At 42.3% G+C, this 22,834-nt stretch carries 17 protein-coding genes and 1 pseudogene; 10 read left to right on the plus strand and 8 right to left on the minus strand.

Annotation, left to right across the window (positions count from 1 at the left end; genetic code table 11):
- Together ACYQ2C_RS14420 and ACYQ2C_RS14425 are read right to left on the minus strand one after the other, a co-directional pair.
- A pseudogene (locus ACYQ2C_RS14420) lies at positions 1 to 190 on the minus strand (hypothetical protein); the annotation flags it as partial.
- 44 nt (positions 191 to 234) lie between these two features.
- Entirely contained in the window at positions 235 to 540 is a 306-nt protein-coding gene (locus ACYQ2C_RS14425) for a transposase (protein WP_460103788.1), read from the minus strand.
- A 408-nt stretch (positions 541 to 948) separates the two neighbouring features.
- Here ACYQ2C_RS14425 and ACYQ2C_RS14430 point away from each other — a divergent pair, with 408 nt between their 5' ends.
- From ACYQ2C_RS14430 to uvrB, 3 genes are all read left to right on the plus strand, one after another.
- Positions 949 to 1,338: a hypothetical protein gene (locus tag ACYQ2C_RS14430; protein WP_460103789.1), complete on the plus strand. Its 390-nt coding sequence runs from the start codon at positions 949 to 951 to the stop codon at positions 1,336 to 1,338.
- Positions 1,339 to 2,113: 775 nt separating this feature from the next.
- Positions 2,114 to 3,196, plus strand: coding sequence for a DNA-binding protein (locus ACYQ2C_RS14435; RefSeq protein ID WP_460103791.1), 1,083 nt, complete (start codon positions 2,114 to 2,116; stop codon positions 3,194 to 3,196).
- A 120-nt stretch (positions 3,197 to 3,316) separates the two neighbouring features.
- Positions 3,317 to 5,314, plus strand: a complete 1,998-nt coding sequence (gene uvrB, locus ACYQ2C_RS14440) for an excinuclease ABC subunit UvrB (RefSeq protein ID WP_460047978.1) — start codon at positions 3,317 to 3,319, stop codon at positions 5,312 to 5,314.
- 347 nt (positions 5,315 to 5,661) lie between these two features.
- Here uvrB and ACYQ2C_RS14445 read toward each other — a convergent pair whose 3' ends face one another.
- Positions 5,662 to 7,959, minus strand: a complete 2,298-nt coding sequence (locus ACYQ2C_RS14445; protein ID WP_460103793.1) for a bifunctional serine/threonine-protein kinase/formylglycine-generating enzyme family protein — start codon at positions 7,957 to 7,959, stop codon at positions 5,662 to 5,664.
- Positions 7,960 to 7,970: 11 nt separating this feature from the next.
- Entirely contained in the window at positions 7,971 to 8,750 is a 780-nt protein-coding gene (locus ACYQ2C_RS14450; RefSeq protein ID WP_460047980.1) for a PP2C family protein-serine/threonine phosphatase, read from the minus strand.
- A gap of 215 nt (positions 8,751 to 8,965) precedes the next feature.
- Between ACYQ2C_RS14450 and ACYQ2C_RS14455 the strand changes: the two genes are divergently transcribed.
- The 3 genes from ACYQ2C_RS14455 (at position 8,966) to ACYQ2C_RS14465 (ending at position 11,316) form a co-directional block, all read left to right on the plus strand.
- Positions 8,966 to 9,874: an FHA domain-containing protein gene (locus tag ACYQ2C_RS14455; RefSeq protein ID WP_460047981.1), complete on the plus strand. Its 909-nt coding sequence runs from the start codon at positions 8,966 to 8,968 to the stop codon at positions 9,872 to 9,874.
- A 40-nt stretch (positions 9,875 to 9,914) separates the two neighbouring features.
- Positions 9,915 to 10,307, plus strand: a complete 393-nt coding sequence (locus ACYQ2C_RS14460; protein ID WP_460103794.1) for a glutaredoxin family protein — start codon at positions 9,915 to 9,917, stop codon at positions 10,305 to 10,307.
- A 64-nt stretch (positions 10,308 to 10,371) separates the two neighbouring features.
- Positions 10,372 to 11,316, plus strand: coding sequence for a chemotaxis protein (locus tag ACYQ2C_RS14465; protein WP_460047984.1), 945 nt, complete (start codon positions 10,372 to 10,374; stop codon positions 11,314 to 11,316).
- A gap of 31 nt (positions 11,317 to 11,347) precedes the next feature.
- On the opposite strand, the gene ACYQ2C_RS14470 is transcribed toward ACYQ2C_RS14465, so the two are convergent.
- Positions 11,348 to 13,423: a transglycosylase SLT domain-containing protein gene (locus tag ACYQ2C_RS14470; RefSeq protein ID WP_460115703.1), complete on the minus strand. Its 2,076-nt coding sequence runs from the start codon at positions 13,421 to 13,423 to the stop codon at positions 11,348 to 11,350.
- Between the two features lie 571 nt (positions 13,424 to 13,994).
- Here ACYQ2C_RS14470 and ACYQ2C_RS14475 point away from each other — a divergent pair.
- Entirely contained in the window at positions 13,995 to 15,923 is a 1,929-nt protein-coding gene (locus ACYQ2C_RS14475) for an ATP-binding cassette domain-containing protein (protein WP_460048120.1), read from the plus strand.
- Positions 15,924 to 16,042: 119 nt separating this feature from the next.
- On the opposite strand, the gene ACYQ2C_RS14480 is transcribed toward ACYQ2C_RS14475, so the two are convergent.
- Positions 16,043 to 16,486, minus strand: a complete 444-nt coding sequence (locus tag ACYQ2C_RS14480; protein ID WP_460103797.1) for a universal stress protein — start codon at positions 16,484 to 16,486, stop codon at positions 16,043 to 16,045.
- 118 nt (positions 16,487 to 16,604) lie between these two features.
- On the opposite strand from ACYQ2C_RS14480, the gene ACYQ2C_RS14485 reads away from it, so the two are divergent.
- On the plus strand, positions 16,605 to 17,096 hold the full coding sequence (locus ACYQ2C_RS14485) for a hypothetical protein (RefSeq protein WP_460103798.1): 492 nt from the start codon (positions 16,605 to 16,607) through the stop codon (positions 17,094 to 17,096).
- Positions 17,097 to 17,230: 134 nt separating this feature from the next.
- Here ACYQ2C_RS14485 and ACYQ2C_RS14490 read toward each other — a convergent pair whose 3' ends face one another.
- Positions 17,231 to 18,034 carry a hypothetical protein gene (locus ACYQ2C_RS14490; protein WP_460103800.1) on the minus strand — a complete coding sequence of 268 codons (804 nt, stop codon included), beginning with the start codon at positions 18,032 to 18,034 and terminating at the stop codon, positions 17,231 to 17,233.
- A 293-nt stretch (positions 18,035 to 18,327) separates the two neighbouring features.
- On the opposite strand from ACYQ2C_RS14490, the gene topA reads away from it, so the two are divergent.
- Both topA and ACYQ2C_RS14500 read left to right on the plus strand, forming a co-directional pair.
- A complete protein-coding gene (topA, locus tag ACYQ2C_RS14495; protein WP_460103801.1) occupies positions 18,328 to 20,982 on the plus strand; it encodes a type I DNA topoisomerase in 2,655 nt (884 codons plus the stop codon).
- Between the two features lie 239 nt (positions 20,983 to 21,221).
- Positions 21,222 to 21,788, plus strand: coding sequence for a DUF6586 family protein (locus ACYQ2C_RS14500; protein WP_460103802.1), 567 nt, complete (start codon positions 21,222 to 21,224; stop codon positions 21,786 to 21,788).
- Between the two features lie 56 nt (positions 21,789 to 21,844).
- Here the strand turns inward: ACYQ2C_RS14500 and ACYQ2C_RS14505 are convergent, their stop codons facing one another.
- Positions 21,845 to 22,633 carry a 2OG-Fe(II) oxygenase gene (locus tag ACYQ2C_RS14505; RefSeq protein ID WP_460103804.1) on the minus strand — a complete coding sequence of 263 codons (789 nt, stop codon included), beginning with the start codon at positions 22,631 to 22,633 and terminating at the stop codon, positions 21,845 to 21,847.
- Positions 22,634 to 22,834 lie beyond the last annotated feature (201 nt).

Below are 22,834 nucleotides of genomic sequence, written 5' to 3' on the forward strand. Positions count from 1 at the left end.
GCCTTACTTTAAAAAGCCCGATGGATTCTCCCGATTGATTGAGTACGCCGCAAATCGTACGAGCACCGGCGCTACCACGAGACTTTCGGTGAATAGACACTACTCTAGCGCGTAAACGAATTCGTTCCATATCTAGGATTAGCAAGCGCTGACGATAACAGTTGTAAGTACTGCGAGGTACATCAAACACGTCAGACAATTCTCTTTGACTGTACTGCGCACTTAATGCATCAATTAATTGGAACCGTTGAAGGTTTCTGACATCAAGAGCGCTGATGCCTTTTTTAATATTTCTTTCTCCCGTTTCAAGCGTTTAACTTCTTCTTTTAGTGCTTGAATTTCTTGATGTTCAGCGGTTAATGCCTTAGCTTTTTGAGGCGTATTTCCGGCTCGTTCTTCTTGCAGTTGAGTTACCCAGCGTCGAATCGCTGTTTGACCAACACCCACGGCGTCACACGCTTCTTGAATGGTGTATCCTTGATCTAAAACTAGAGCTGCTGATTCGTGTTTAAATTTAGGAGGATAGTTTTTATAGGCCATTTGTAGGTTCCTTTGTTTGGGGCAGTTTACCCTACAAGCTGGTACGAGATTATTAAACCACTACACTTACCGTTCTTGAAATTGGCGACACATTCTTGTGTCGCTGGAAACTCTGGGTTAATCAGAGCTTCCTTTAATAAGAAAAGTGCATAGTTAGGTAATTCGGTTGCCAACACTTTTTAATACTTAGCATCTTGTTTTTTTAATGCTTAAGTATATTCTTTGTGCGTATCTATCCGCTTCTGGATATTAAAAACCTCAATATTACTCAGCGGCATTTATTGTGTGCAAGTTTTTGTATTGCTGATGTTGCTGGGGCGAGTGCTGTCCTTTTATTAAATCATGGATGAGTTAATCAGGGGTTCCTATTGTTTAGTTGTGTCTATCTTTAAGGTTAGAGTTTAATGTATGTTAAAAAAATCTTTAGTTATCGCACTTATCTGTCAATCATTTTTTAGCATGAACGTATTGGCTGAAGAAGCCTGTCTTCTTGAGACAAACGCTGTCTTTTTAGGAATAAATATCGAAGTTAAAGATTGTGTTCAAAATGCCGGCATGGGAAAGGAAAATTTTAAAGCGCAGTGCGAAGGCTTTTCTCAAGCGGCGGTTGATCTGGGAGGGCCTGCCGCAAAAATTACTTATCTCGCCAGTTGTCCAGAACCTTTTCAAGCAAAATGTGATAACACGCAAACTGCAAAAGCTATTTACTTCTATTACAAAAGATCTCCAGAAGAAGCCGAAGGTTTGAAATCGAGTTGTGAGTTATTGCAGGGTACATACACAAAAGGTGAGTTGTAATTTAGATGGGCTGTTGCTGAATGTTCTGAGAGCCTCTGATTAATTCTAGAATGAGTTAATTAGAGGCAGAAATTGCAACTGCGATTTCAATTTCTTTGCGATTTTAACCATTTACCGTTCTTAAAATTTGCGCCACGTCCTGCTTCTATGTGACGTTAGCGTTAGGGCTTCATTTCAGTTTTTAGCGTTCAACGGTTGGGAAGGTTGTTTTAGAGTTTTCTTCCATAAGCTTTGTTGAAGGGTCTACTTCGGCAACTTCTCGTTTGTTTTTGTTCTCCATATTTCTGCCTGTGTTGTAGGTTACTTATCTGTATTAGCAGAGATATTCGATATTTCGTACATCTAGTATTTTTGCGTCCCATATTTTGCCCGTTACTCATTCTTCAGATCCTAGTGAGCAACATTGCGGTTTCGGCGGTAATGTCTTTTTCTTCTTGGCTTGTTTGGCCTCTTTTTGACCCTGTATTTTTCTGCCTCTAGCTCCGGCGTTATTTTCATCTTGGATTAGAAGTTTCCCAGACGCTTTTTTGGAGTATTCGAGCTCATGTGCTGGTGAATTCTTAGCTTGTAGTTTGGTTTGGGTTTGATGGTGAGGTGTATTTTTGAAGTATTTTTTGGTTGAAAAATGATCTAGTTTTTATATAAGATTAAATAATAATAGATTATTTAATCTTATATTTATTTTTATTTATTATTAATTGTCCTTAAACATAGTATGTAATATCAAATACGTAATGGTACGATATGATAAACAAACTGCTTTGGGCTATGAAATATGGCGAGACCGGGAATTGATCTAGAATCTGTCAAATTGGCCAGAGAATCTGTGATTTCGAAGGGTGGTAATCCAACCATTGATGCGGTTCGTGCTGAGTTAGGAAACACGGGATCAAAAACGACAATCCATCGTTTTTTGAGAGAGATTGAATCTCAAGATACGGCTATTTTGAGTGAGCAAGAGAGTATTGCAGAGCCAATTTTAGAGTTGGTTAAACAACTGTCGATGCAATTGCAGCAGCAGGCCGAGGTGCAAATTACTCGCGTGGAGCACGATTTTGCTGACCAACAGCATGCGCTGGTTGGAAAAATAGACGCACTTGTACAATCGGAGAGCCATTTAAATCAGTTGTTAGCCGCTAAAACGGAAGCGTTTGATGATTTAACGCAACAGTTTCAAGCGTTATCTACCGATTACGAATCATTAAAGCAGCAATTGGTATCTATCAACCTTGAGCACGGTCGATTGTCGGTATCGTTGGATGAAAAGAAATCACAAATTCAGTCTCTTGAAGAAAAGCACAAACACAGCAGAGAGGCGTTAGAGCACTACCGAGCCTCAGTAAAGGAACAGCGCGATCAAGATTTGCGCAGACACGAGGCTGAGGTACAGCATTGGCAGTTGGAGGCCAAGGCTCTGTCTGAAACGATTTCTCTACAGCGGCTTGAGATCAGTAATTTAACCAATGCAAACACCAAGTTGGTGGCTGAAAAGGCATCACTTGAGTTGCAGTATAAGCAGGCTATTGAGCAACATCAGAATTTAGCTGGGGAGCTTGCGGCTGCTCGTGACAGGGTAGTGGGTTTGGAAAAAACCAATGGTGACTTGGCTGATCAGTTGTCGAAGAGTCAGGCGGAGCTGCATAGTAGCCATCAACGCGGTGAGCGTGAGCTTAATAGTGCGCGTGAAACTGTAAAGCGTTTAGAGCAAGAGCTACGGCAAAGCGAGATTACAATTGTCGAGCTCAGAACTGAAAAGACCACTTTAGAATCGGTTATGGTCAAAATGCTGGATAAATCTCAGCTAGAACCTATTCAAGATAAGAATGAGCACGGTTCGGGTTCCGGGATTGCCGAGTAACAAAAGCAAAATAAGGCATAAACACTGGGCAGAAACCTGCCGGTGCTTTGTGTTATGTTTGCTGCTTTGCTTTCGGTTCGCTCGAATAAAATTTTGAGCAAAACGTTAATTAGAGATTACATGAATAAAGAATTTGTCGTCGAAAGTCAGTTTAAGCCCTCCGGTGATCAACCAACGGCCATCAAACAACTGGTAGAAGGTATTGAAGCCGGCCTTGCTCACCAAACTTTGCTGGGTGTTACTGGGTCAGGTAAAACCTTCACCATCGCTAATGTTATTGCACAGATACAGCGTCCCACCATGATTATGGCGCACAACAAAACGTTGGCTGCGCAGTTATATGGTGAATTTAAAGAGTTTTTTCCAAACAACTCTGTGGAATATTTTGTTTCCTACTACGACTATTATCAGCCAGAGGCGTATGTGCCTTCTTCCGATACCTTTATCGAAAAAGACGCTTCTATTAACGAACATATCGAGCAAATGCGGCTTTCGGCCACCAAAGCATTGATGGAACGCAATGATGCCATTGTTGTTGCGACGGTTTCTGCCATCTATGGTTTGGGTGATCCCGATTCTTACTTGAAAATGGTTTTGCATTTGGTGCGCGGTGATCACATAGATCAACGATCAATTCTTCGGCGTTTAGCCGAGCTTCAGTACACGCGTAACGACGCCGATTTTCACCGCGCGACCTATCGTGTGCGTGGCGAGGTTATTGATATTTATCCGGCCGATTCGGACCGTGATGCTATCCGTGTGGAGTTGTTTGATGACGAGGTCGATAATATTTCTGTTTTTGATCCATTAACAGGAGAGGTCTTTCGTAAGCTTCCAAGAGTGACAATTTATCCGAAATCTCATTACGTAACGCCGCGTAGTCGCATACTGTCTGCCATCGATTTAATTAAAGAAGAATTGGAAGATCGCCGCGCTCAGCTGCGGGATATGGATAAATTGGTTGAGTTACAACGTCTTGAGCAGCGTACCAAGTACGATCTAGAGATGATGCAGGAGTTAGGCTACTGCACGGGCATTGAAAACTATTCTAGATATCTTTCTGGGCGTAATCCGGGTGAGCCGCCGCCGACGTTATTCGATTATTTACCTCAGGATGCGTTGCTGGTTATTGATGAATCTCATGTAACTGTTCCGCAAATTGGCGGAATGTACCGCGGCGATCGCTCCCGAAAAGAAACCTTGGTTGAATACGGTTTTCGGTTGCCATCTGCATTAGATAACCGGCCCTTGCGCTTTGATGAGTGGGAGCGTCTTGCCCCACAAACTATTTTCGTTTCTGCCACGCCCGGCAATTATGAGGCTGAGCATGCAGGGCAGGTTGTTGAGCAGGTGGTGCGTCCTACCGGACTGGTTGATCCAATCATTGAAATTCGCCCAGCTACGTCGCAGGTGGATGATTGTTTGAGTGAAATCCAACGCTGCGTGGATGCCGATGAGCGTATTTTAATAACGGTATTAACTAAGCGCATGGCCGAAGATCTTACCGAGTATTTGCAAGATCACGGTGTTCGTGTGCGTTATGTGCATTCTGATATTGATACGGTTGAGCGTGTAGAAATTATTCGTGATCTTCGTTTGGGTGAGTTTGATGTGTTGGTTGGTATCAATCTGCTGCGAGAAGGTTTAGATATGCCGGAGGTCTCTCTGGTAGCGATTTTTGACGCCGACAAAGAAGGTTTCTTGCGTTCGGATCGCTCATTGATTCAAACCATTGGTCGGGCGGCGCGAAATGTGAACGGTCGTGCTATTTTATACGCAGAGAAAATAACCGGATCTATGCAACGCGCTATTGATGAAACGGAGCGTCGCCGTGCCAAACAAATAGCGTATAACGAAGAGCACGGAATTACGCCAAAAGGAATTAAGAAGCGTATTGCCGATATTATGGAAGGTGCGCATTTCTCGGCGAGTGGCGGTTCTAAGTCCAGTAAGCGTGGCAAAAAATCGAAAGATGAAATTCAAATTGAAGAAGGGCAGGATATTTGGAAGACCATCGGCCAGCTTGAGCAGAAGATGATGCAGGCGGCGAAAGACTTGGAATTCGAACGAGCCGCTCAATATCGCGATAAAATTCAAACGCTAAAAAATAAAATGTAACAAAGTGGCTCGGCAAATTAAACCGAGCCAGTAGCTTTTGTTATAAGCTTTGCAAAACAGTATTAATTTAAATAGAGGAAACTCTAGGAAGTTCTGATTAACCTAGAGTTTCTTTCGATACAAGGATGTGTTGCTAATTTCAAGAACTATAAGTGATTGAAATTTTAAAGAAATTGGAAATCGCATTGTCAATTTCTGCCCTCTGACTAATTTTCGGATGAGTTAATCAGAGGTTCTTCTAAGTTAGTCAGCGTTTTCTTTATGGTGTATCTGTCTTTAATAACGACGGTATTTCTGCTTTTAATATCGCACCAAATTTGTTTTTAGATCATGGTTGTTTTTCCAGTTTAGATACCGGGTAATTCCAACACAATTCTAAAACCTAAATCACGTTCAAACTGATCACCTGGAAAACTTTCTCGCCTGAACACATTCAGTTCATCGATTTTGTCGAGGTAGCTGCCGCCTCTAACCGAGTGAAATTCGCAATCTACGGTGTTTTTATTGAGCGCAGAATCGTAGGAAGGGTAATAACAGTCCTGCGTCCATTCGGCCACGTTACCGCCTAATTCAAATATTCCAAGTGTATTGGGCGGGTAAGTTTTTGCTGGTGCCGTTTTTCGCGTTAAAAATGTTGAAAATGTACTTTTGCATCCCGACCGGCAGTTGGCTTTTTCGCGTCCATCTTCTTCTTCGCCGGGCCAAGGATATTCTTGGTTACCGTAATTGCTCGCAATATATTCCCATTCAAGTTCGGTAATTAAGCGATATTTTTGCTGGGTTTGTTTGGATAGCCATTGCGTGTAGGCTGTGGCTTGCAACCAAGTAACGTTTATGACTGGGCGTTTTTCTCGTCCCCAGCCTTGGTCACCAATAAAATCTGAATGTGTCGCTTGCGTAAATTTATCGAAATCTTCAAAGGTAATTTCGGTCGTGCTAACGGCAAAATAATGATCCACAGACACTTCGCGTCTTGGTTGCGTGTCTGGAAAACTGACACTGCCCATGATGAAATTTCCGGGTTCAATCACAATCATTTCTGGAGCATTGGTGCCGTCAGCAAGTTTGTGTTGAATTATTTTTCCCGCCGTGGGTTTTTTAGTTAAATTAATTTCAATGGTTAGATTGTTATTGGTCACTTCGTACCATTGTTGAAAATCAAAGTAGCCAGACTTTGTGACGTTGACAAGATATCTTGCGGGCGCGAGTTTTATTCCATCTTGATAACGTTCGCGAATATTCATAATTCGAACAAGCGCATCTTTAGGTTGTGTTTTTACCGTTACCGAAAATTTTGTCGGCTTTTGGGGTGACGGTTTTGTTGTTGGCTGCTCCACAGATCCAGCGGTGGCCGCTGTATTTACAGATGTCTCAGGGTTGTTTTTCGGCGCGATCGCTAGCTCTTGAGGCTCATTTGCTGAATTTTTTATACCGTCATCAAGAGGCTGAGTATTTTCTGAGTTAGCGCTATTTTCAGTAGATGTTATTTGATTCTTAGGATTATCAATAACGGTATCTATGTCATTAACTTGACTGCTTGAATCAGAACCCATACTTGCCCAGATAATTACAATTGCGGCCGCAATTACCACGGTTATTATTGTTAAGGCTAATCGTATATTAATTCTTCGGTAGACTAATACGCCAAGTCCGCCGGCACCGAATATATGGGGCCTTACTTCGGTGGGTGTTATTTCACTGATTTCGGTCTCTAGTTTTTTAACTGTAGGGCCTGCGCCTATTTTCTTTTTAATAGAGCTTGTAATGTGGGCGTAACTGGTGGCGATTAATGCTTTAAATAAATCGTAGGTTGAAATTTCTGGAGCGTTTCCAGACGATCGTTTATGGATTGCCAGTGTTGCGTTAAAGCTGTCAATAAAATCGATCACTTCTCGCGCGGATTGAAAACGATCTTCCGGTTTTTTGGCGAGCAGGCGATTTATGAGCGGCTGATACACCGAAAGCTCAGCAGGCAGTTTAGGTATCGGAGCAGTTAAATGCTGTATTGCGACAGCGACCGCTTCTTCTGCTTGATAGGGCGGATGACCAACCAACATTTCGTAAAAAACAACGCCAAGGCTGTACAGGTCTGAACGTCCGTCAAGTTCTTTACCTCGCGCTTGTTCAGGACTCATATAGTTGGGCGTGCCGAGCACAGTGCCGGCATTTGTCATTTGAGTATTGCTTGAGACGGCTCGGGCAACACCAAAGTCCGACAGCACTGGAATGCCATTGGCTCTAAAGAGAATATTCTCTGGTTTAATATCGCGGTGAATAAAACCTTTATCGTGGGCATGTTCTAGCGCTAAGGCCATTTGGCGAACAATGTCTAACGATTCCTGGGCAGAAATACCTTCGTGGATTCGATCGGTGACCGATCCCGCTGGTAAATAATCCATGGCGATATACTTGATTTTTTTGTATTCATCAATGTCGTAAATCGCAATAATATTGGGATGTGAGAGTTGACCTACAATATTGGCTTCGCGGCGAAAGCGCTCGGTAAATCCCTTATCGGCGCTTAATACTGGCGACATTACTTTTAGCGCGACACGTCTGTCTAAGCTTTCTTGTAGGGCCAAATAAACCGTCGCCATTCCACCTTGGTTTATTTTTTTTAGAATTTTATAGCCAGGTAATTCCATGAGTGTGCCGGTCAACTTTTATCGCGATTGAATAAAGCATTAACTCGTGACCGAAATTTGCTCAGTCTGGTTGCCTTGGCAGGTGTTTCGATAATGATGATGCTAATGTTGTCGTGACCGCCATTGGCTATGGCTTGATTCATTAGATACTTTACGGCTTCTTGTAAGTCTGATGATCCCGCCAAAATGTGCGCAATTTGTTCATCTTGTAACTCACCGGTAAGGCCGTCACTGCACAGTAAAATCCATTGATTGGGTTTCCAATTAAACGTACGTGAACCCGGATAAACTTGGTCTTGTTGAGGATTACCCAAACATTGGGTGATGACATTTCTTTGGGGGTGATGGCGCGCTTCTAATTCGCTTATTTGGCCTTGGTCGATTAAGGTTTGTACGAATGAATGATCGTGAGTTAATCGCGATAATCTGCCGCTGCCATCATCTACGTCCCAAAGATAAGCTCTGCTATCGCCAACCCAGCTGATTTCATAGCTTCTACCGTAATTTTGAAGTGCTACCGCGGTTGAACCCATCCCGATTTTGTTAATACCGCTTCCAACTTCTAATATATCTTTATGTGATTGGTTCAACGCATCGGCTAGACTCAGTCCTTCGTTCAAATAACGACGACTTTGATAAATTGCGACCGCAGATGCGACTTCTCCGGCTTTATGACCACCCATACCATCGGCGACCATAAATAAACCCATGTCAGCATCTGCTGAAAAAGAATCTTCGTTGTTAGTTCTCACAGCTCCACAATGGGATTCGGCTGCGTAGTTTAATGGCATATTAACTATTCACGTTTTCAAATTAGCTATCTTGTAGTTTATTTAACAGGACACTGAAAAATAAATAACCGTGCAGATACTGACGGTTTAAATTTAATAAGATTCATCATAAACCAAAAATCAATTTAGCCTATATGCAAGACCTAGTTATGGTAACAGGTTATCCGTTAAGGTAAATTAATCGCTAATTTTTACAGGATTTTAAGAGATTAGGCATGCTCAAGCTTAAAGTTGTAGGAGACAACAAAGATGGTATTTGGTTAGTTGAGCCAAAAGTATCAGTTGGTAGTTCCTCAACCAACAATTTAGTCATTCACGATCCAAATGTAGATGCTTGTCATTTAGAAATTTTTGTTCGTGGCGAAGATTTGCTCATTCATAAACGAAGTGAGCAAGCAATTTTTGTGAATGGCAGTCGCATAGGTTTAAAAGTGCGTGCTTACGTTAATGATGAGATTACCCTAGGCTCAACGCGGTTAAAAATTATCGATCCAAAAAATCAGGCGGCGATAAAACATCCGGCAACCTCTGTATCTGACACAAATAATATTGCTAAACCTTCGGGTTGGTCGATTACCGCTCAACAAGTGGGTTTATCGAAAAATCACTATGACATTCGTGATGGTTTTACGGTAGGGCGTGCAAAAGACTGTGACATTGTAATTTTGCTGGCACATTTGTCGCGCCATCATGCGCAATTTCGATTGGTAGGAAATAATCGGCTTGAGGTGTCTGATTTAAATTCTTCGAACGGCACTTATGTCAATGGAAGACCCATCTCCACGACTATTTTAAATCCCGGTGATGAACTTCGTTTTGACAGTTTAACATTTAAGGTCAATGGACCTCAGAACGATTCCGATAAAACTATGGTTAGATCTGCCATTTCAGAAGAAATGATTCAAGCAGGTGCGCCATCAGTTCGAACAGAAAATATCAAGCCAAAACCCGCAAAGCCTGTGTCTGTAAGTTTTTCCAATTCAACTGCGCGTAACGTAGAACGCACTAATTCTCGCGTTTCCGTTAACAGAGATGACGACGGCGGGGTAGGTATTAAATTACTTTTGATAGGCTCTTTGGTGCTAGCACTTATTTTGGTGTCTGCGCTTCTGTTTGTTTTTTGAGCCTTTTTAAAGGCCGATTGGAATGTGAATGTGTGAATTTATGAGTGTAGTTCCAAACCAAGATCACGTTGTTTTGCTCACCACTCTGGGCTGCTCGTTGTGCGAAAAGGCAAAAGTTGAGTTGTGGCCAGTATTGAGCCGCCATCAACTAAAAGTTTTGGAGTGGGATATTATCAATCACGCCTATCTACTGAACACCTTCTCGGTACATATTCCTGTGTTGGTCTCTGGCGATGTGTTGAAGAGGTTTAATTGGCTTATTCCAGAAAGTCCTTTGGAGTCAATTACGGGCAACGATACTGAGACAATTCCGTTAGTTGATACCCCGGTCGGTGTGGTGCAGCAATCCATAAGATTGGAAGACACTTGCCTCTATTGGCCTTTTTCGACGGAAGATATCGAAAACTGGCTATCACAAATTAAAGATCTCTAAAAAAAAGCCGATTTCCATTGAACTGCTAAACTTAAAGCATCATTGATTTGGGAATCGACGCAGCATGTCCAAACTGTTAGAAACTATCGATAGCAGAACCAAACTCGTTGGTGAAAATCGACTGGAGTTGTTGCTCTTTAAGTTAGGCTCCCGTCAGATATACGCTATCAACGTGTTCAAGGTACGAGAAGTTGTTCAACTTCCTCCACTTACCGCTGTTCCTAATCGTCATCCGGCAATCTGCGGGGTGGCCCATATCCGCGGCATGAGCTTCGCGGTTATCGATCTTCAGTCTGCTTTGGGTGGCCGTCCGCTATTTGGTTCGGGTCAACCAACGAATCTCATCGTCAGTGAATATAACAGCTCTGTTCAAGGCTTTTTGGTCGGGCAGGTTGATCGAATTGTGAATTTAAATTGGGAGAAGATTTCGCCACCGCCCTTGAGCAGCGGCAACAATAATTTTTTGACGGCAATTACCAATTTAGACGATAAGCTGGTACAAATTATTGATGTTGAGAAAGTGCTAGCGGAAATAATTCCTTATACAACAGATATTTCCGCTGATGTTTTAAACCAAGATCTTAGGACGTATGCTCAATCTCTCGATTTAAAAGTTCTTACCGTAGATGACTCAGCGACTGCACGAAATCAGCTGACCTCTACGATCGCTAATTTAGGCCTTAAATGTATCCAAGCTAAAAATGGCGTAGAGGGTTTACAGGTTCTCAAAAAATTAGCGAAAGACAAACCCATCAACGAATCTTTGCTATTGATGATCACTGATGCAGAAATGCCCGAAATGGATGGCTATCGGTTAACTCACGAGGTGCGCAGTGACCCAGAGCTAGCAGATGTCTACATCATCATGCATACGTCACTGAGCGGCGCGTTTAATCAAGCGTTGGTTGATAAAGTAGGGTGTGATGAATTCTTATCTAAATTCAAACCTGACGAAGTGGCCAAGGCGGTTCAAAAGCTCGTAGCCAGACATCAAGAAAATGCCCACTAAAGTGGGCATTTCAATGTTTTGAAGGCCAATATTACAGCGGCTCGTTCCATTCATTCTGCTCTAACAAGCGTTTTTCAACACCCATCAAATGACTGTAGATTAACGAATAGGTTAGTACGTTTTGTACGTATCTTCGCGTTTCGTTATAGGGAATGGTTTCTATCCATACGTCAAAATCAACGCGTTTATCTTGGGGGTTTAGCCATCCCGACACGCGATGGGGGCCTGCGTTGTAAGCCGCTGTTGCTAAAATTCGGTTGCCATTAAACTTTTGTAACATCTGATTTAAATAGCTGCCACCAAGCAGAATATTGTGTTCGGGAATCAATAAATCTGATTTGCGGTAGGGTATGCCAATACTGAGAGCGGTTTGATTGGCTGTCGCGGGCATCAGCTGCATTAGTCCCATTGCTCCTGCCGGTGATCGAGCATCAACCGCAAAGGCACTTTCTTGCCGAGCAATAGCCAACAGATACTCTGGGGCAACTGTTGTGGCTTGCGAGGCTTTTTGAAATTCTTCGTTGTATAAAATTGGGAATCTTAAGTCCAGATCGTCCCAAAATTTGGCTTGACCGAGAGATTCAATGGTTTTTCTGTGCCATCCCCAGGAGTGCGCTATGTGTCCGGCGTTAATAAGATCTTCGGCTTCGAGATTGCGAGTTCCAAACTGCCATTCCATTCGAGCTTGATTAACTTTACCGAGCAGAAATAGTTCTCTAGAGCGCTGCAAATGTGGGTTTAAATCCAGTTTTTCGACAATTGCCGGAGAAACCGGTATCGACTGATGACCTAGGTTGTAGGTAGAGTCTGAACGTTCGGCGGCTAAAAATGAGTAGAAGTCTCGCTCACCAGAAATAGCGGTGTAACCACGAAGAATGTCTTCTTTTGGTAATTTTGCCAGCGATTCTTGTGCACGTAGTCGCCAATATTGCCAGCGATTACTGTTTTGCGCTTCGGTAGATAGATTGCTTATTAGGCTATCTACTTGTGACCAGTTTTTCTTGCTCAAGGCGGCACGAAGTTGCTTTTCGGTTACTCGCTCGCTGGCAATCTTGTTGCGTTCGAGTAGACGATTAGCGAGTTCCGGCTCGTCTTTCAAGATAAGTCGATACGCCAAAAACTCGGTCGTTTCATTACGTTTATCGGTTTCTAAAAGATAGGCCGAGTCAAACTTTTCCCAAAGTCTCAAAGTGGCTTGAGGGTTGTATTTTGCGTAGCGTTTTACGCCGTAATGGATGACATCTTCGATTTCTTTGGGAGCTTGTGTCAGCTTTAGAAGATGTTCGAGTTTCGAAGGGTAGTGATAAATACTGCGAAGTTCTTTAGCCAATGGCTGTAAATCGGCGCTAATGTAACGTGATACGTATTCCGCTAAAGAGGCGTTACCTTCTTCAATGGCTTTAAAATGACGTTGCCACGCAATTTTCGCGTCGAAGGCATCGCTTTTTAACCAAGTCGAAAAAATGTAATCACAAGATTTGGGCAGCGATTTACCTTCATTCCAAACAGCCGCTACTTCATTCAGTACAGACTTATCGCCTTGACGATAGCGAGAATCTAACGACTTACATTGAAGTTCTGTGTTGTTGAGGGAGCTATCGTAATAATTCGCGAAAGTTTGCCATTGTTTTTTGCTCGCGAGATAGTTTAACCAGTTAGTTCTTAATCTTCCGGACAGCCAAGAATCAGGATAGCGAGACAAAAAATCGGAAATTTGTTCGGATTTCGCCGCTGACAAATTATTGTTGAGATTTTGAAACTCTAGGTAGGCAACCAATGGATAACCTTCGAGTTTCGAGAAATCAATATCTTCGTATTTAATTTTTCGAGACTGGAGATCTTTTTCAATTTGCGAATAAAGAGTGCGTTGTTCCGCCAGTTTTACCAGTTCTTCTGGTGTTGTTACGGCTGCGGCTTGTTGGCAAATGGAGGCAATAATGCCTGTAGCCAGAATCTTTACAATGGATGTATTTGATCGAAGGCGAGTCACCGCTTTCATCTGAAGGCCAGGGGCAGAAGTTTTAGCGTTTGAGTTACACGCTAAACTGGGACCAGTCTTAATTCCTTTATTTACTGACAATAACATTCCTGTTGAAAACCACTGCATGATTAACCTCAGTTGAGATTGGTTTGCTCTTAAATTTGCGTTCAATCTTAAAGCGCCTTGCTGAGTTGAGAATTTGCGCAAGTACGGATGTGCTTTCGCCACTTATTTGACGATCTCAGTTTTAAGATCCGCCAACATAAACGTAAAAAAGGTAGATTTGCAACCTTTAAAAAGACAGATATTTGTATTCGTATCTGTTGACTCATTAATTTCGTTCACCTGACCACCCCAGTTTATCGCTAAAAAGCGGCATCTGATCAACACAATCGAACACTTACAAAAACTTCTAAAAAGTTGACTTTTGATGATGCTCGTTTCGATTTGCGATTCAATGAGTATAAAAGGTGTTCAAAAAAACGCGAGCTGCCAAAAATAGCCTGGTCTTAAATTGGCTGATTAACTCACAAATTTATGAGAGTAAGACTGCTCTAAAAACCTCGATAAACATTAGGTAAAACTGCGAAGGTATTTATTTGTAGCTCGCAGCTATCTATTACGTGTTTAACATTTGGGGTTTATCCCTTTGAGCATTACAATGGCGCGTTTTCCAAACCCCCTAGAATCGAACAATATGTCATTGATAAAACTTGAAAATGCCAGCTTAAACTACGGTCAAACGATTTTACTTGACCAACAAAATTTGGAGGTAAACCCTGGCGATCGATTGTGTTTGATTGGTCGAAACGGCGCCGGTAAGTCGAGTCTCATGAAGGTCTTAGCTGGAGATGTAGAGCTTGACGACGGAAGTGTGTGGCGTAAACCAAACTTAGTTTTATCAAGACTTGAGCAAGATCTACCAGACGCTGATGAACTTACTGTACGAGAGTCTGTTGCATTAGGTTTGGGGGAGCTTGCTAAGTGGCTTGCCGACTACGAGGCCCTATCTGCAACGGCTTCAAGCGATAAAGATTTTGATGTGTTGGCCAAGTTACAGCACGATATAGAGTCGGTTAACGGTTGGGGACTTAACCAACGCATTGACACAGTGCTTACCCGATTAGACTTGGATGGCACAAAAATCATGCGTTCGTTATCGGGTGGTTGGCGCAGGCGCGTTGCTTTGGCTCGCGCTTTGGTTCGCGACCCTGAAGTGTTGATGCTCGACGAGCCAACCAACCATCTTGATGTTTCTACGATTGAGTGGTTAGAAAAACAGCTGCTTAATTTCAACGGCGCTATTGTCTTTATTACCCACGATCGCTCATTTCTGGAGCATCTCGCTAATCGTATTGTTGAGCTTGATCGCGGTAATTTATTTCAGTTCTCTGGCAACTACACACGATTTTTAGAAAAGAAAGAAGCGCTTTTGGCCGAAGAAGAACGCCACAATGCGCTTTTTGATAAACGTCTCGCTGAAGAAGAGAAGTGGATTCGCCAGGGAATTAAAGCCAGACGTACCCGCAACGAAGGCCGTGTTCGTGCCCTTAAGGCCATGCGTGATGAACGCAGCCAACGCCGTAATCGTGTTGGCAATGCCGACATAAAAGTTACCGATAGCTCTATCTCGGGTAAGCTGGTTGCTCAGTTAGAAGGCGTTAGTCAATCTTACGATGGCCGCGCAATCATTTCTAACTTTACTACTACGATCGTTCGTGGTGATCGTATTGGTTTGATTGGGCCTAACGGCGCCGGTAAAAGTACTTTGTTGAAAATTGTTTTAGGCGATTTAACGCCTCAACAAGGCAAGGTGAAGCTGGGTACCAACATTGAGCTGAGTTATTTCGATCAACTCAGAATGCAGTTAAATCTGGATGCGTCTCCGGTGGATAATATTGCCGAGGGAAGAGAGTTCATCGAAATCGATGGTAAGCAAAAACACATCATCAGTTACTTACAGGACTTCTTATTTACCGGCGAAAGAGCCAGAACGCCTTTACGGGCACTCTCCGGCGGCGAACGTAACCGGGTTCTACTCGCTAAATTATTCAGTAAACCCAGTAATCTACTGGTATTGGATGAGCCCACTAACGATCTTGACGTAGAAACTCTTGAATTACTTGAAGAGGTGTTGGGCGGTTACAAAGGTACGATTTTACTCGTAAGCCATGATCGTAAATTTCTCAATAACGTTGTTACCAGCACCATTGCCTTCGAAGGGAACGGCCGAGTTCGAGAATACGTTGGTGGTTACGACGATTGGATTGCCCAGGGCGGTCAATGGCCTTCCAACACCGAAAAACCTGTTGCTGAATCGACCTATGAGGAACCTGCAAAGCTTGCAGATGCAGAGAAAGTCGAAGCTCCAAAAGAAGTCAAAGCAGCCAAGGTCAAGCTTAGTTATAAATTACAACGTGAATTAGACGGATTACCCAGTAAGCTAGAAAGCTTAGAAGGGGATATCGAATCGATTGAGGCTGAAATGGGTGATCCAGCGTTTTATTCGCAAGATCAAGATAAAATTCAGGCAGCTCTTGATCGACACGAAAAATTAAAAAGTAATTTGGACGAGTATTACGAGCGTTGGCTTGAACTCGAAGCAATGGCTAACGGCGAAGCATAAGACAAGCTAGTTGTTTGATTGTGAGAGTTTAGGTAAAACCCACTGCATGGGCCTCAACCAAGGAAACTCTGATCAAATCAGAGTTTCCTTAAACTTAAAGCAGCATCGTTAAAGCTGTATTAATCCGTAGATTTTTTCACTCGAACCGCCAACACATCGCATTCGGTGCCGTGCAGTACCGAGTTAGACGTTGATCCAAGCAGTAACGATAAACCATGGCGACCATGGCTACCTACCACGATCAAATCGCCGTTTTGTTTAGCGGCTAAATCGTGCAGCTCGCTGGCGGGTTGGCCTACCAAAACAAATTGGTTTTCCGTCGCAACGCCAAACTCAGCGCCAATTTTTTCCAGATCAGAGGTTGCTTGCACTCGGATTTGTTCTTGGATGGAGCTGATATCCATAGGAATATCGCCACCGTAAGTAAACACTAATGGTTCAATAATATGTGCGATAGAAAGTTTTGCGTTTGAATTTTCTGCCAAAAATTTTGCTTTCTCCATGACCTGTTTTGACTCAGGCGATAAGTCTAAGCCTGCAATTATGTGTTGATAGCTGGGCATGGTGACCTCCGAAATTGGTATAGATATTTTTGTAGTAGAAGCTAGTAGTAGCAGCGAACTCATGCAAATAATAAACTAGCCGATTGATAACAAAAAATATTTGATTTGGTGCAACAAAATGCAAAATTGGACACCGTTAATTTTTGTCCTACTCGCCATCGCGCTTGCCGTTGGCCCAATTATGATGATGCAACCCACAAAAACACAACAACGACTTGCTAAATTACGTGACGATGCTCGCAAGATGGGTTTAATGGTAACAATGTGTGTTTGGCCATCAAAATTCAAGGTTAAAGTAAATTCTTACATGCGTTATCAACAACCTTGGCATACTCAACATCCGCCGAAATGCACTTTTTTTCTGTTTAAACAAGGGTATGAACACGATCTTCATTTGGCAAAAACTTGGGAAAAAGTCGAGGCGATTAATTTACCGGAAGAAAAACTTACAGCGTTATTACTGAACAACGAGATTCTGGAGAATATTGCATCTATTGGCTGTACAACTCAGGGAGTATTTGTTGACTGGAACGAGAATAATTCTACCAAATTAGAAGTCGTTCGCGAATTTTTGGAGCAATTGCGAGAAGTTTTAATTTCTGTCAAATAATGTTTAAGCTCTATAAACACGGGAAAATCTAATCGCGTTACGTTTCTTATCGCAATTCAAAATGAATTCAGCAAAAAAGTCTTTCAGTAAAAAGTCATTCTATAAAAAAGAAGTTCTGCCATTTTGTGTTTAAATCAACCTGCCGCCGCACCTTTTTTAGCGTTTTCCAGGTTATTTTCTTCGTCAAAATCTTCGCCGAGTAGATTATCTTCTTTGATTTTCCGGTCTGGGTTGTAGTCGTTTTCCGGCATTAAGTCTTCAGATATTGATTGTTTTTTTCCATCAATAATTTCTTTTAGTTCTTTTATGAGTAATTTACGCCGCTTATCGGGATGGGACGACTGTGTCAGTCCGCCTCTTGCTTTTTGGTAATATGCCCTTGCAGGAAGCAATTCGCCGCGGCTTACCGCTTGATGTCCCTGTGCGATCAAGGAATAAACGGTGAGCATCAATTTTGCCCACAGTAATGCCAATTTAAAATCTGTGAGTTCTTCGTAGCTGATTTCTCCTCTAGACTGCTTGTGTATTAGCACATTGGCTGCTTTTTCAAGATGGTATTGAGCCAATGCTATTTGTGCATCGGATTCGCGTATACGATAAATTCGCTTATCAGGTTCTTTATCTTCAGAGAGCTCTTTGTTTAAAGATTCAGCATTTTTTGTTGCCGCGATGATAAAACTATCATCACTATCTAATTCTCTGGCTGACGCTAAAATAGACAAACTTTCTTCATTAAGTAATTTTACAATCACGCGAGGTTCTACTGTTTGATCTACAGTGATGATGAGTTGTTGTATCTCTTCGTATTGTTTTTTTAATATATGAATGCGTTGGCGAATGAGACGATTGCGAGTCTCGATATGATTAGCCCAACTGACAACTAACAGTGAACCTACGCAAATTATGCTAAAAAGAATGAAAGCGAAAAAAGCATTCATTTTAAACCCGAAATTGATGGAGTAATTACAATCGTTATCGGCCGCGAGCGAGTATTTTTTAATGATAAATTTTCATGAAAATCATAGAGTTATATAAACTACTTTATTTACCGGTCGATAACATAAATAACGATCGGTTTTGCAAGAATTTTGGGTCTTTTATTAAGTACTTTCATACATTTTTGCTATAACCAAACTTGACCCTTGCAGATTCAGGTCTTATATATGCGCATCTGAACGCTGAAATTTCGTCAACTGACTATAAAACAAACAGTACGCTCTAGAAGGATCACATGGGAAAATCGTTAGTTATTGTGGAATCACCTGCCAAAGCTAAGACTATTAATAAGTACTTGGGCAATGAGTACATCGTAAAGTCGAGTGTTGGTCATATTCGCGATCTGCCCACCAGTGGAAGCCAAAGTACCGTCGTCGATGCAAAAGAGCGTGCGCGTCAGGCAGCTATAACCCGTAAACTATCGCCTGAAGAAAAAGTTGTTCATAAACAACGCAAAGCCAAAGAACAGCTTATTAAACGTATGGGTATTGATCCCGACAACGATTGGGCTGCTGAGTACGAAATTCTTCCCAAAAAAGAAAATGTCGTATCTGAATTAAAATCTTTAGCCAGTAAGGCAGACACCATCTATCTCGCAACCGACTTGGATAGAGAGGGAGAGGCCATTGCCTGGCACTTGCGTGAAGCCATTGGGGGCGACGAATCGCGCTACCGTCGAGTGGTGTTTAACGAGATTACCAAGTCAGCTATTCAAGAGGCCTTCAAATCACCAGGTCCTCTAGACATGCATCGAGTCGAAGCGCAGCAAAGCAGACGTTTCTTAGATCGAATCGTCGGTTACATGGTTTCGCCTTTGTTGTGGGAGAAGGTCGCCAGAGGTTTATCCGCCGGTCGTGTGCAGTCGGTGGCTGTTAAGCTGATCGTTGAGCGTGAGAATGAAATTCGGGCATTTATTCCTGAAGAATACTGGTCTTTGTTTGCCGATCTAAAAAACAAACAAAAAGATGCTTTTAGATTTGAAGTAAAAAAATACAAGGGTGAGAATTATCGTCCTACCAACAAAGAGCAGTCAGATCACTCCGTAAATATTCTCTCCGGTGCCGATTTCACGGTTACTGACCGTGAAGACAAGCCAACGCAATCAAAACCGTCTGCGCCTTACATCACCTCAACACTGCAACAGGCGGCCAGTAATCGTTTAGGTTTCAGTGTTAAAAAAACCATGACAATGGCTCAGCGTCTTTATGAAGCGGGTTATATTACTTACATGCGTACCGACTCAACGAACTTGAGTAAAGAGGCTGTGGCTGCGTGTAGAGACTACATCTTAGAGAGCTACGGAAAAAAATATTTACCCGAAGCTCCAATATCATATTCCAGTAAAGCGGGCGCTCAAGAAGCGCATGAGGCGATTAGACCGTCAAACGTAAGCTTGCAACCTGCGCAGCTTAAAGGTATGGAGCGCGATGCAGAGCGATTATACGCTCTGATATGGCAGCAGTTTGTGGCGTGTCAAATGCCACCGGCAGAATTTACCAGTACTTCGGTGACGATTAAAACCGCAGATCACGAACTTAAAGTCCGTGGCCGCGTGATTCGTTTTGATGGCTATTTAAAAGTACAACCATTGGTAAGTAAAAAAGAAGAAGATCAAGTTCTGCCCGATATTAAAGTCGGCGACAAACTGGATCTTGTTAAGCTCGATCCCAACCAACATTTTACTAAGCCTCCGGCACGCTTTACCGAGGCCAGTCTTGTCAAAGAGCTCGAAAAGCGTGGTATCGGTCGTCCTTCCACGTACGCATCCATTATTTCTACCATTCAAGATCGGGGTTACGTTCGTACCGAGAACCGACGATTTTACGCAGAAAAAATGGGGGATATTGTTACCGAACGTCTGCAAGAGAGCTTTAATGAATTAATGGATTACGGCTTCACCGCCCGAATGGAAGAAACCCTTGATGATGTTGCCGACGGAAAGGTGAATTGGAAAGACGTTCTCGATAATTTTTATAAAGACTTCTCTGAGCACCTGCAAAAAGCTCAAGATCCCGATGCTGGTATGCGTGAAAATCAGCCAACGGATACCGATATTAAGTGCGAAACCTGTGGTCGACACATGCAAATTCGCACCGGCAGTACGGGTGTATTTTTAGGGTGTTCCGGTTATGCGCTGCCGCCAAAAGAGCGTTGCAAAAACACCATGAATTTGGTCTCGGGTGATGAGGTCGTGGATGTTGAACAAGACGAAGAAGCCGAATCTAAACAACTTCGTTCTAAACGTCGCTGCGCCAAATGCAATACAGCCATGGACAGCTATTTGATCGATGATCACCGCAAACTGCACATTTGCGGCCGTAACCCCGATTGTTCAGGTTATGAAATCGAGCAGGGCAGTTATAAAATTAAGGGTTACGATGGCCCTGTTATTGAGTGCGACAAATGTAGCAGCGAAATGCAACTTAAAACGGGGCGTTTCGGTAAGTATTTTGGCTGTACCAACGAAAGCTGTAAAAACACTCGTAAACTGCTGAAAAATGGCGAAGCGGCTCCACCAAAAATGGACCCAGTGCCTATGCCCGAGCTAAAGTGTCAGAAAGTAGATGATGTCTATGTTCTGCGTGATGGTGCATCGGGTATCTTCTTAGCAGCAAGTCAGTTCCCGAAAAATCGTGAAACGCGAGCGCCGTTTGTTGACGAGCTACTGCCACATAAAAACGAAATCGATTCTAAATATACATTTTTATTTACAGCCCCGCTCACTGATGATGAAGGCAACCGCACTATTGTACGCTTTAGTCGCAAGACAAAAGAGCATTATGTACAAACTGAAATAGACGGTAAGGCCACTGGCTGGCAAGCTTATTACGAAGGTGGGAAGTGGGTTGTTTCTAAAAAACAGAAACGCGAGACAAAAGCGAAGAAATAATACACTCGTAAACTACAGAAGAAGCTCGGAGTAAATCTGAGTTTCTTCTTTTAATTCAGGTGTTAGTTATTTATTTCGCTTTTGCATTTACGCTTAGTACTTGGGTTTTACACTTAGCTTCTGCACTCTAGTGAAGTTGTCTAAACAAAACGTGCTTTTGACAAGAGAATCTCAGGTGTTAACCTAAGCGTGTTTAAGTGAAATAAAATCGTAAACGTAATCTTATTTCGAGCAAAATTTTGAGCGCAAATCAATTTTCGAGAGTCGTTAGTCAGAAGCTTTCATTCGCTAAGCTGCTGATTAATGAGCTTGAAGTCAGTAAGTCAGCAATACAAGCAGACGGTCAACTAATTACTCAAGCGAAAACAGAAGCCGTATTAAGTTTACTTAAAATCGCTCTTGAATCTTTTGTTGCAGAAGTGTACTCGGCACCAACCAGAGGAATTTTAGCTGACCCAGAGTCGTACCGACGGTCTGTTGATAAGTTGTTTTATGCGTCTTGTGATCTGAATAGTGGTGAAGAAGAGCATTTTATTTTAGCGGAGCTGTATCAACTAAAAAGTACTCCTGGGTCTTGGTTTAATTCTCTAGTGCAATACTTATCTGAAGCTTATAAAACCGTTTTTGAGCATGGTTTTAAGGCTAATTCCGATAGCCAATCTACGTTAATTCCATTGTTTGAAGAGATTGGTGAAACCAAGAGTGTTGATAAAAAATTAATTATTACAATTAATTTAGTAAAGACAATATACGATGGTTTGAGTCAATTTGTTGAATCAAACCGAGAGCTGATTCGAGAAGAGTAATCTTTCTAGTGTTCGTGTTTTCAGACAATAAAAAAGGCGAGTAAACTCGCCTTTGTTTAGTGAAAACCTAATTTGCGTTTTATTTTATCCATAAAACTATTTTCAAATTTTAATTCTTCACGCTTGCCGTCTTCGTTCAAAAACTGAGTGCTGTGTGCCTTTGCTTGCTGCTCGCCACGAGCAGAAGTGTAGTAATACAAAGCTAAAGAAATTCTGCAGCGGTCTTCGGGGCAGGTAAGTGGTTCTGGATGACCATGAAAACTGGTGGCAGTGGTGCTGAAAATAGCCATACGATTAAAAACCGGTAGAATTTTTTTCTGACAACCGCTTTTCTTCTCGTCCCAAAGTTCAAAGTAACCGCCGTATTCTTCTTTCCAATTTTTATTTAAATAAATTAGAACATTAATTCGGCGTACAACATCCATGTGTGAATGCTTGTTGAAGTCAACGTGAACGCCGAGTTTTCCGCCTGGTGGTATTTTATGCAGACCAGCACCGACCAAGTAAGGGTCGGGAATTAATCCTTCAATACCGGTTAATTTTTCGAGAAATCTAAGAAAAGGCTCTGAATTGAGATTATGAATAAATGCTCTGGTAATAGGCTGCATAAATTCGTCCTGATTCATTTGCAGCTTTTTTTCGTATTTTGATTCGAACTGACGCCATTGTTTTTCACCTTCTTCAAACTCTTCGATAACGGCATCTAAAAGTTCTGGTGAAAAAACATTGTCATAAACGCCGTGCGCAAATGGTGCGGCGGTTTGATAGGCTTCAGCTTCTGAGTCTGCAAGCTCACGTAATCGCGTTAGTGGCAGCATTTCATTGTGGTTGATAGTTGCAAGCATTGATAATTCTCCCTAATAACTAACGCCGTGCAAAATACGAACATTGAATAGTCGTTAATCTGAACCTGGTTGAACAGAAACTTATAGACTGGCTTTATCGAAGATCTTGAATACATATAGAAGTATGATTAATCGAGGAGTAAGTTGCTACTTTTGCGCAGTCTTGATTAGATACTACTCTAATGTGACAAATTTCAAAAG

Source organism: Sessilibacter sp. MAH3 (assembly GCF_054658275.1).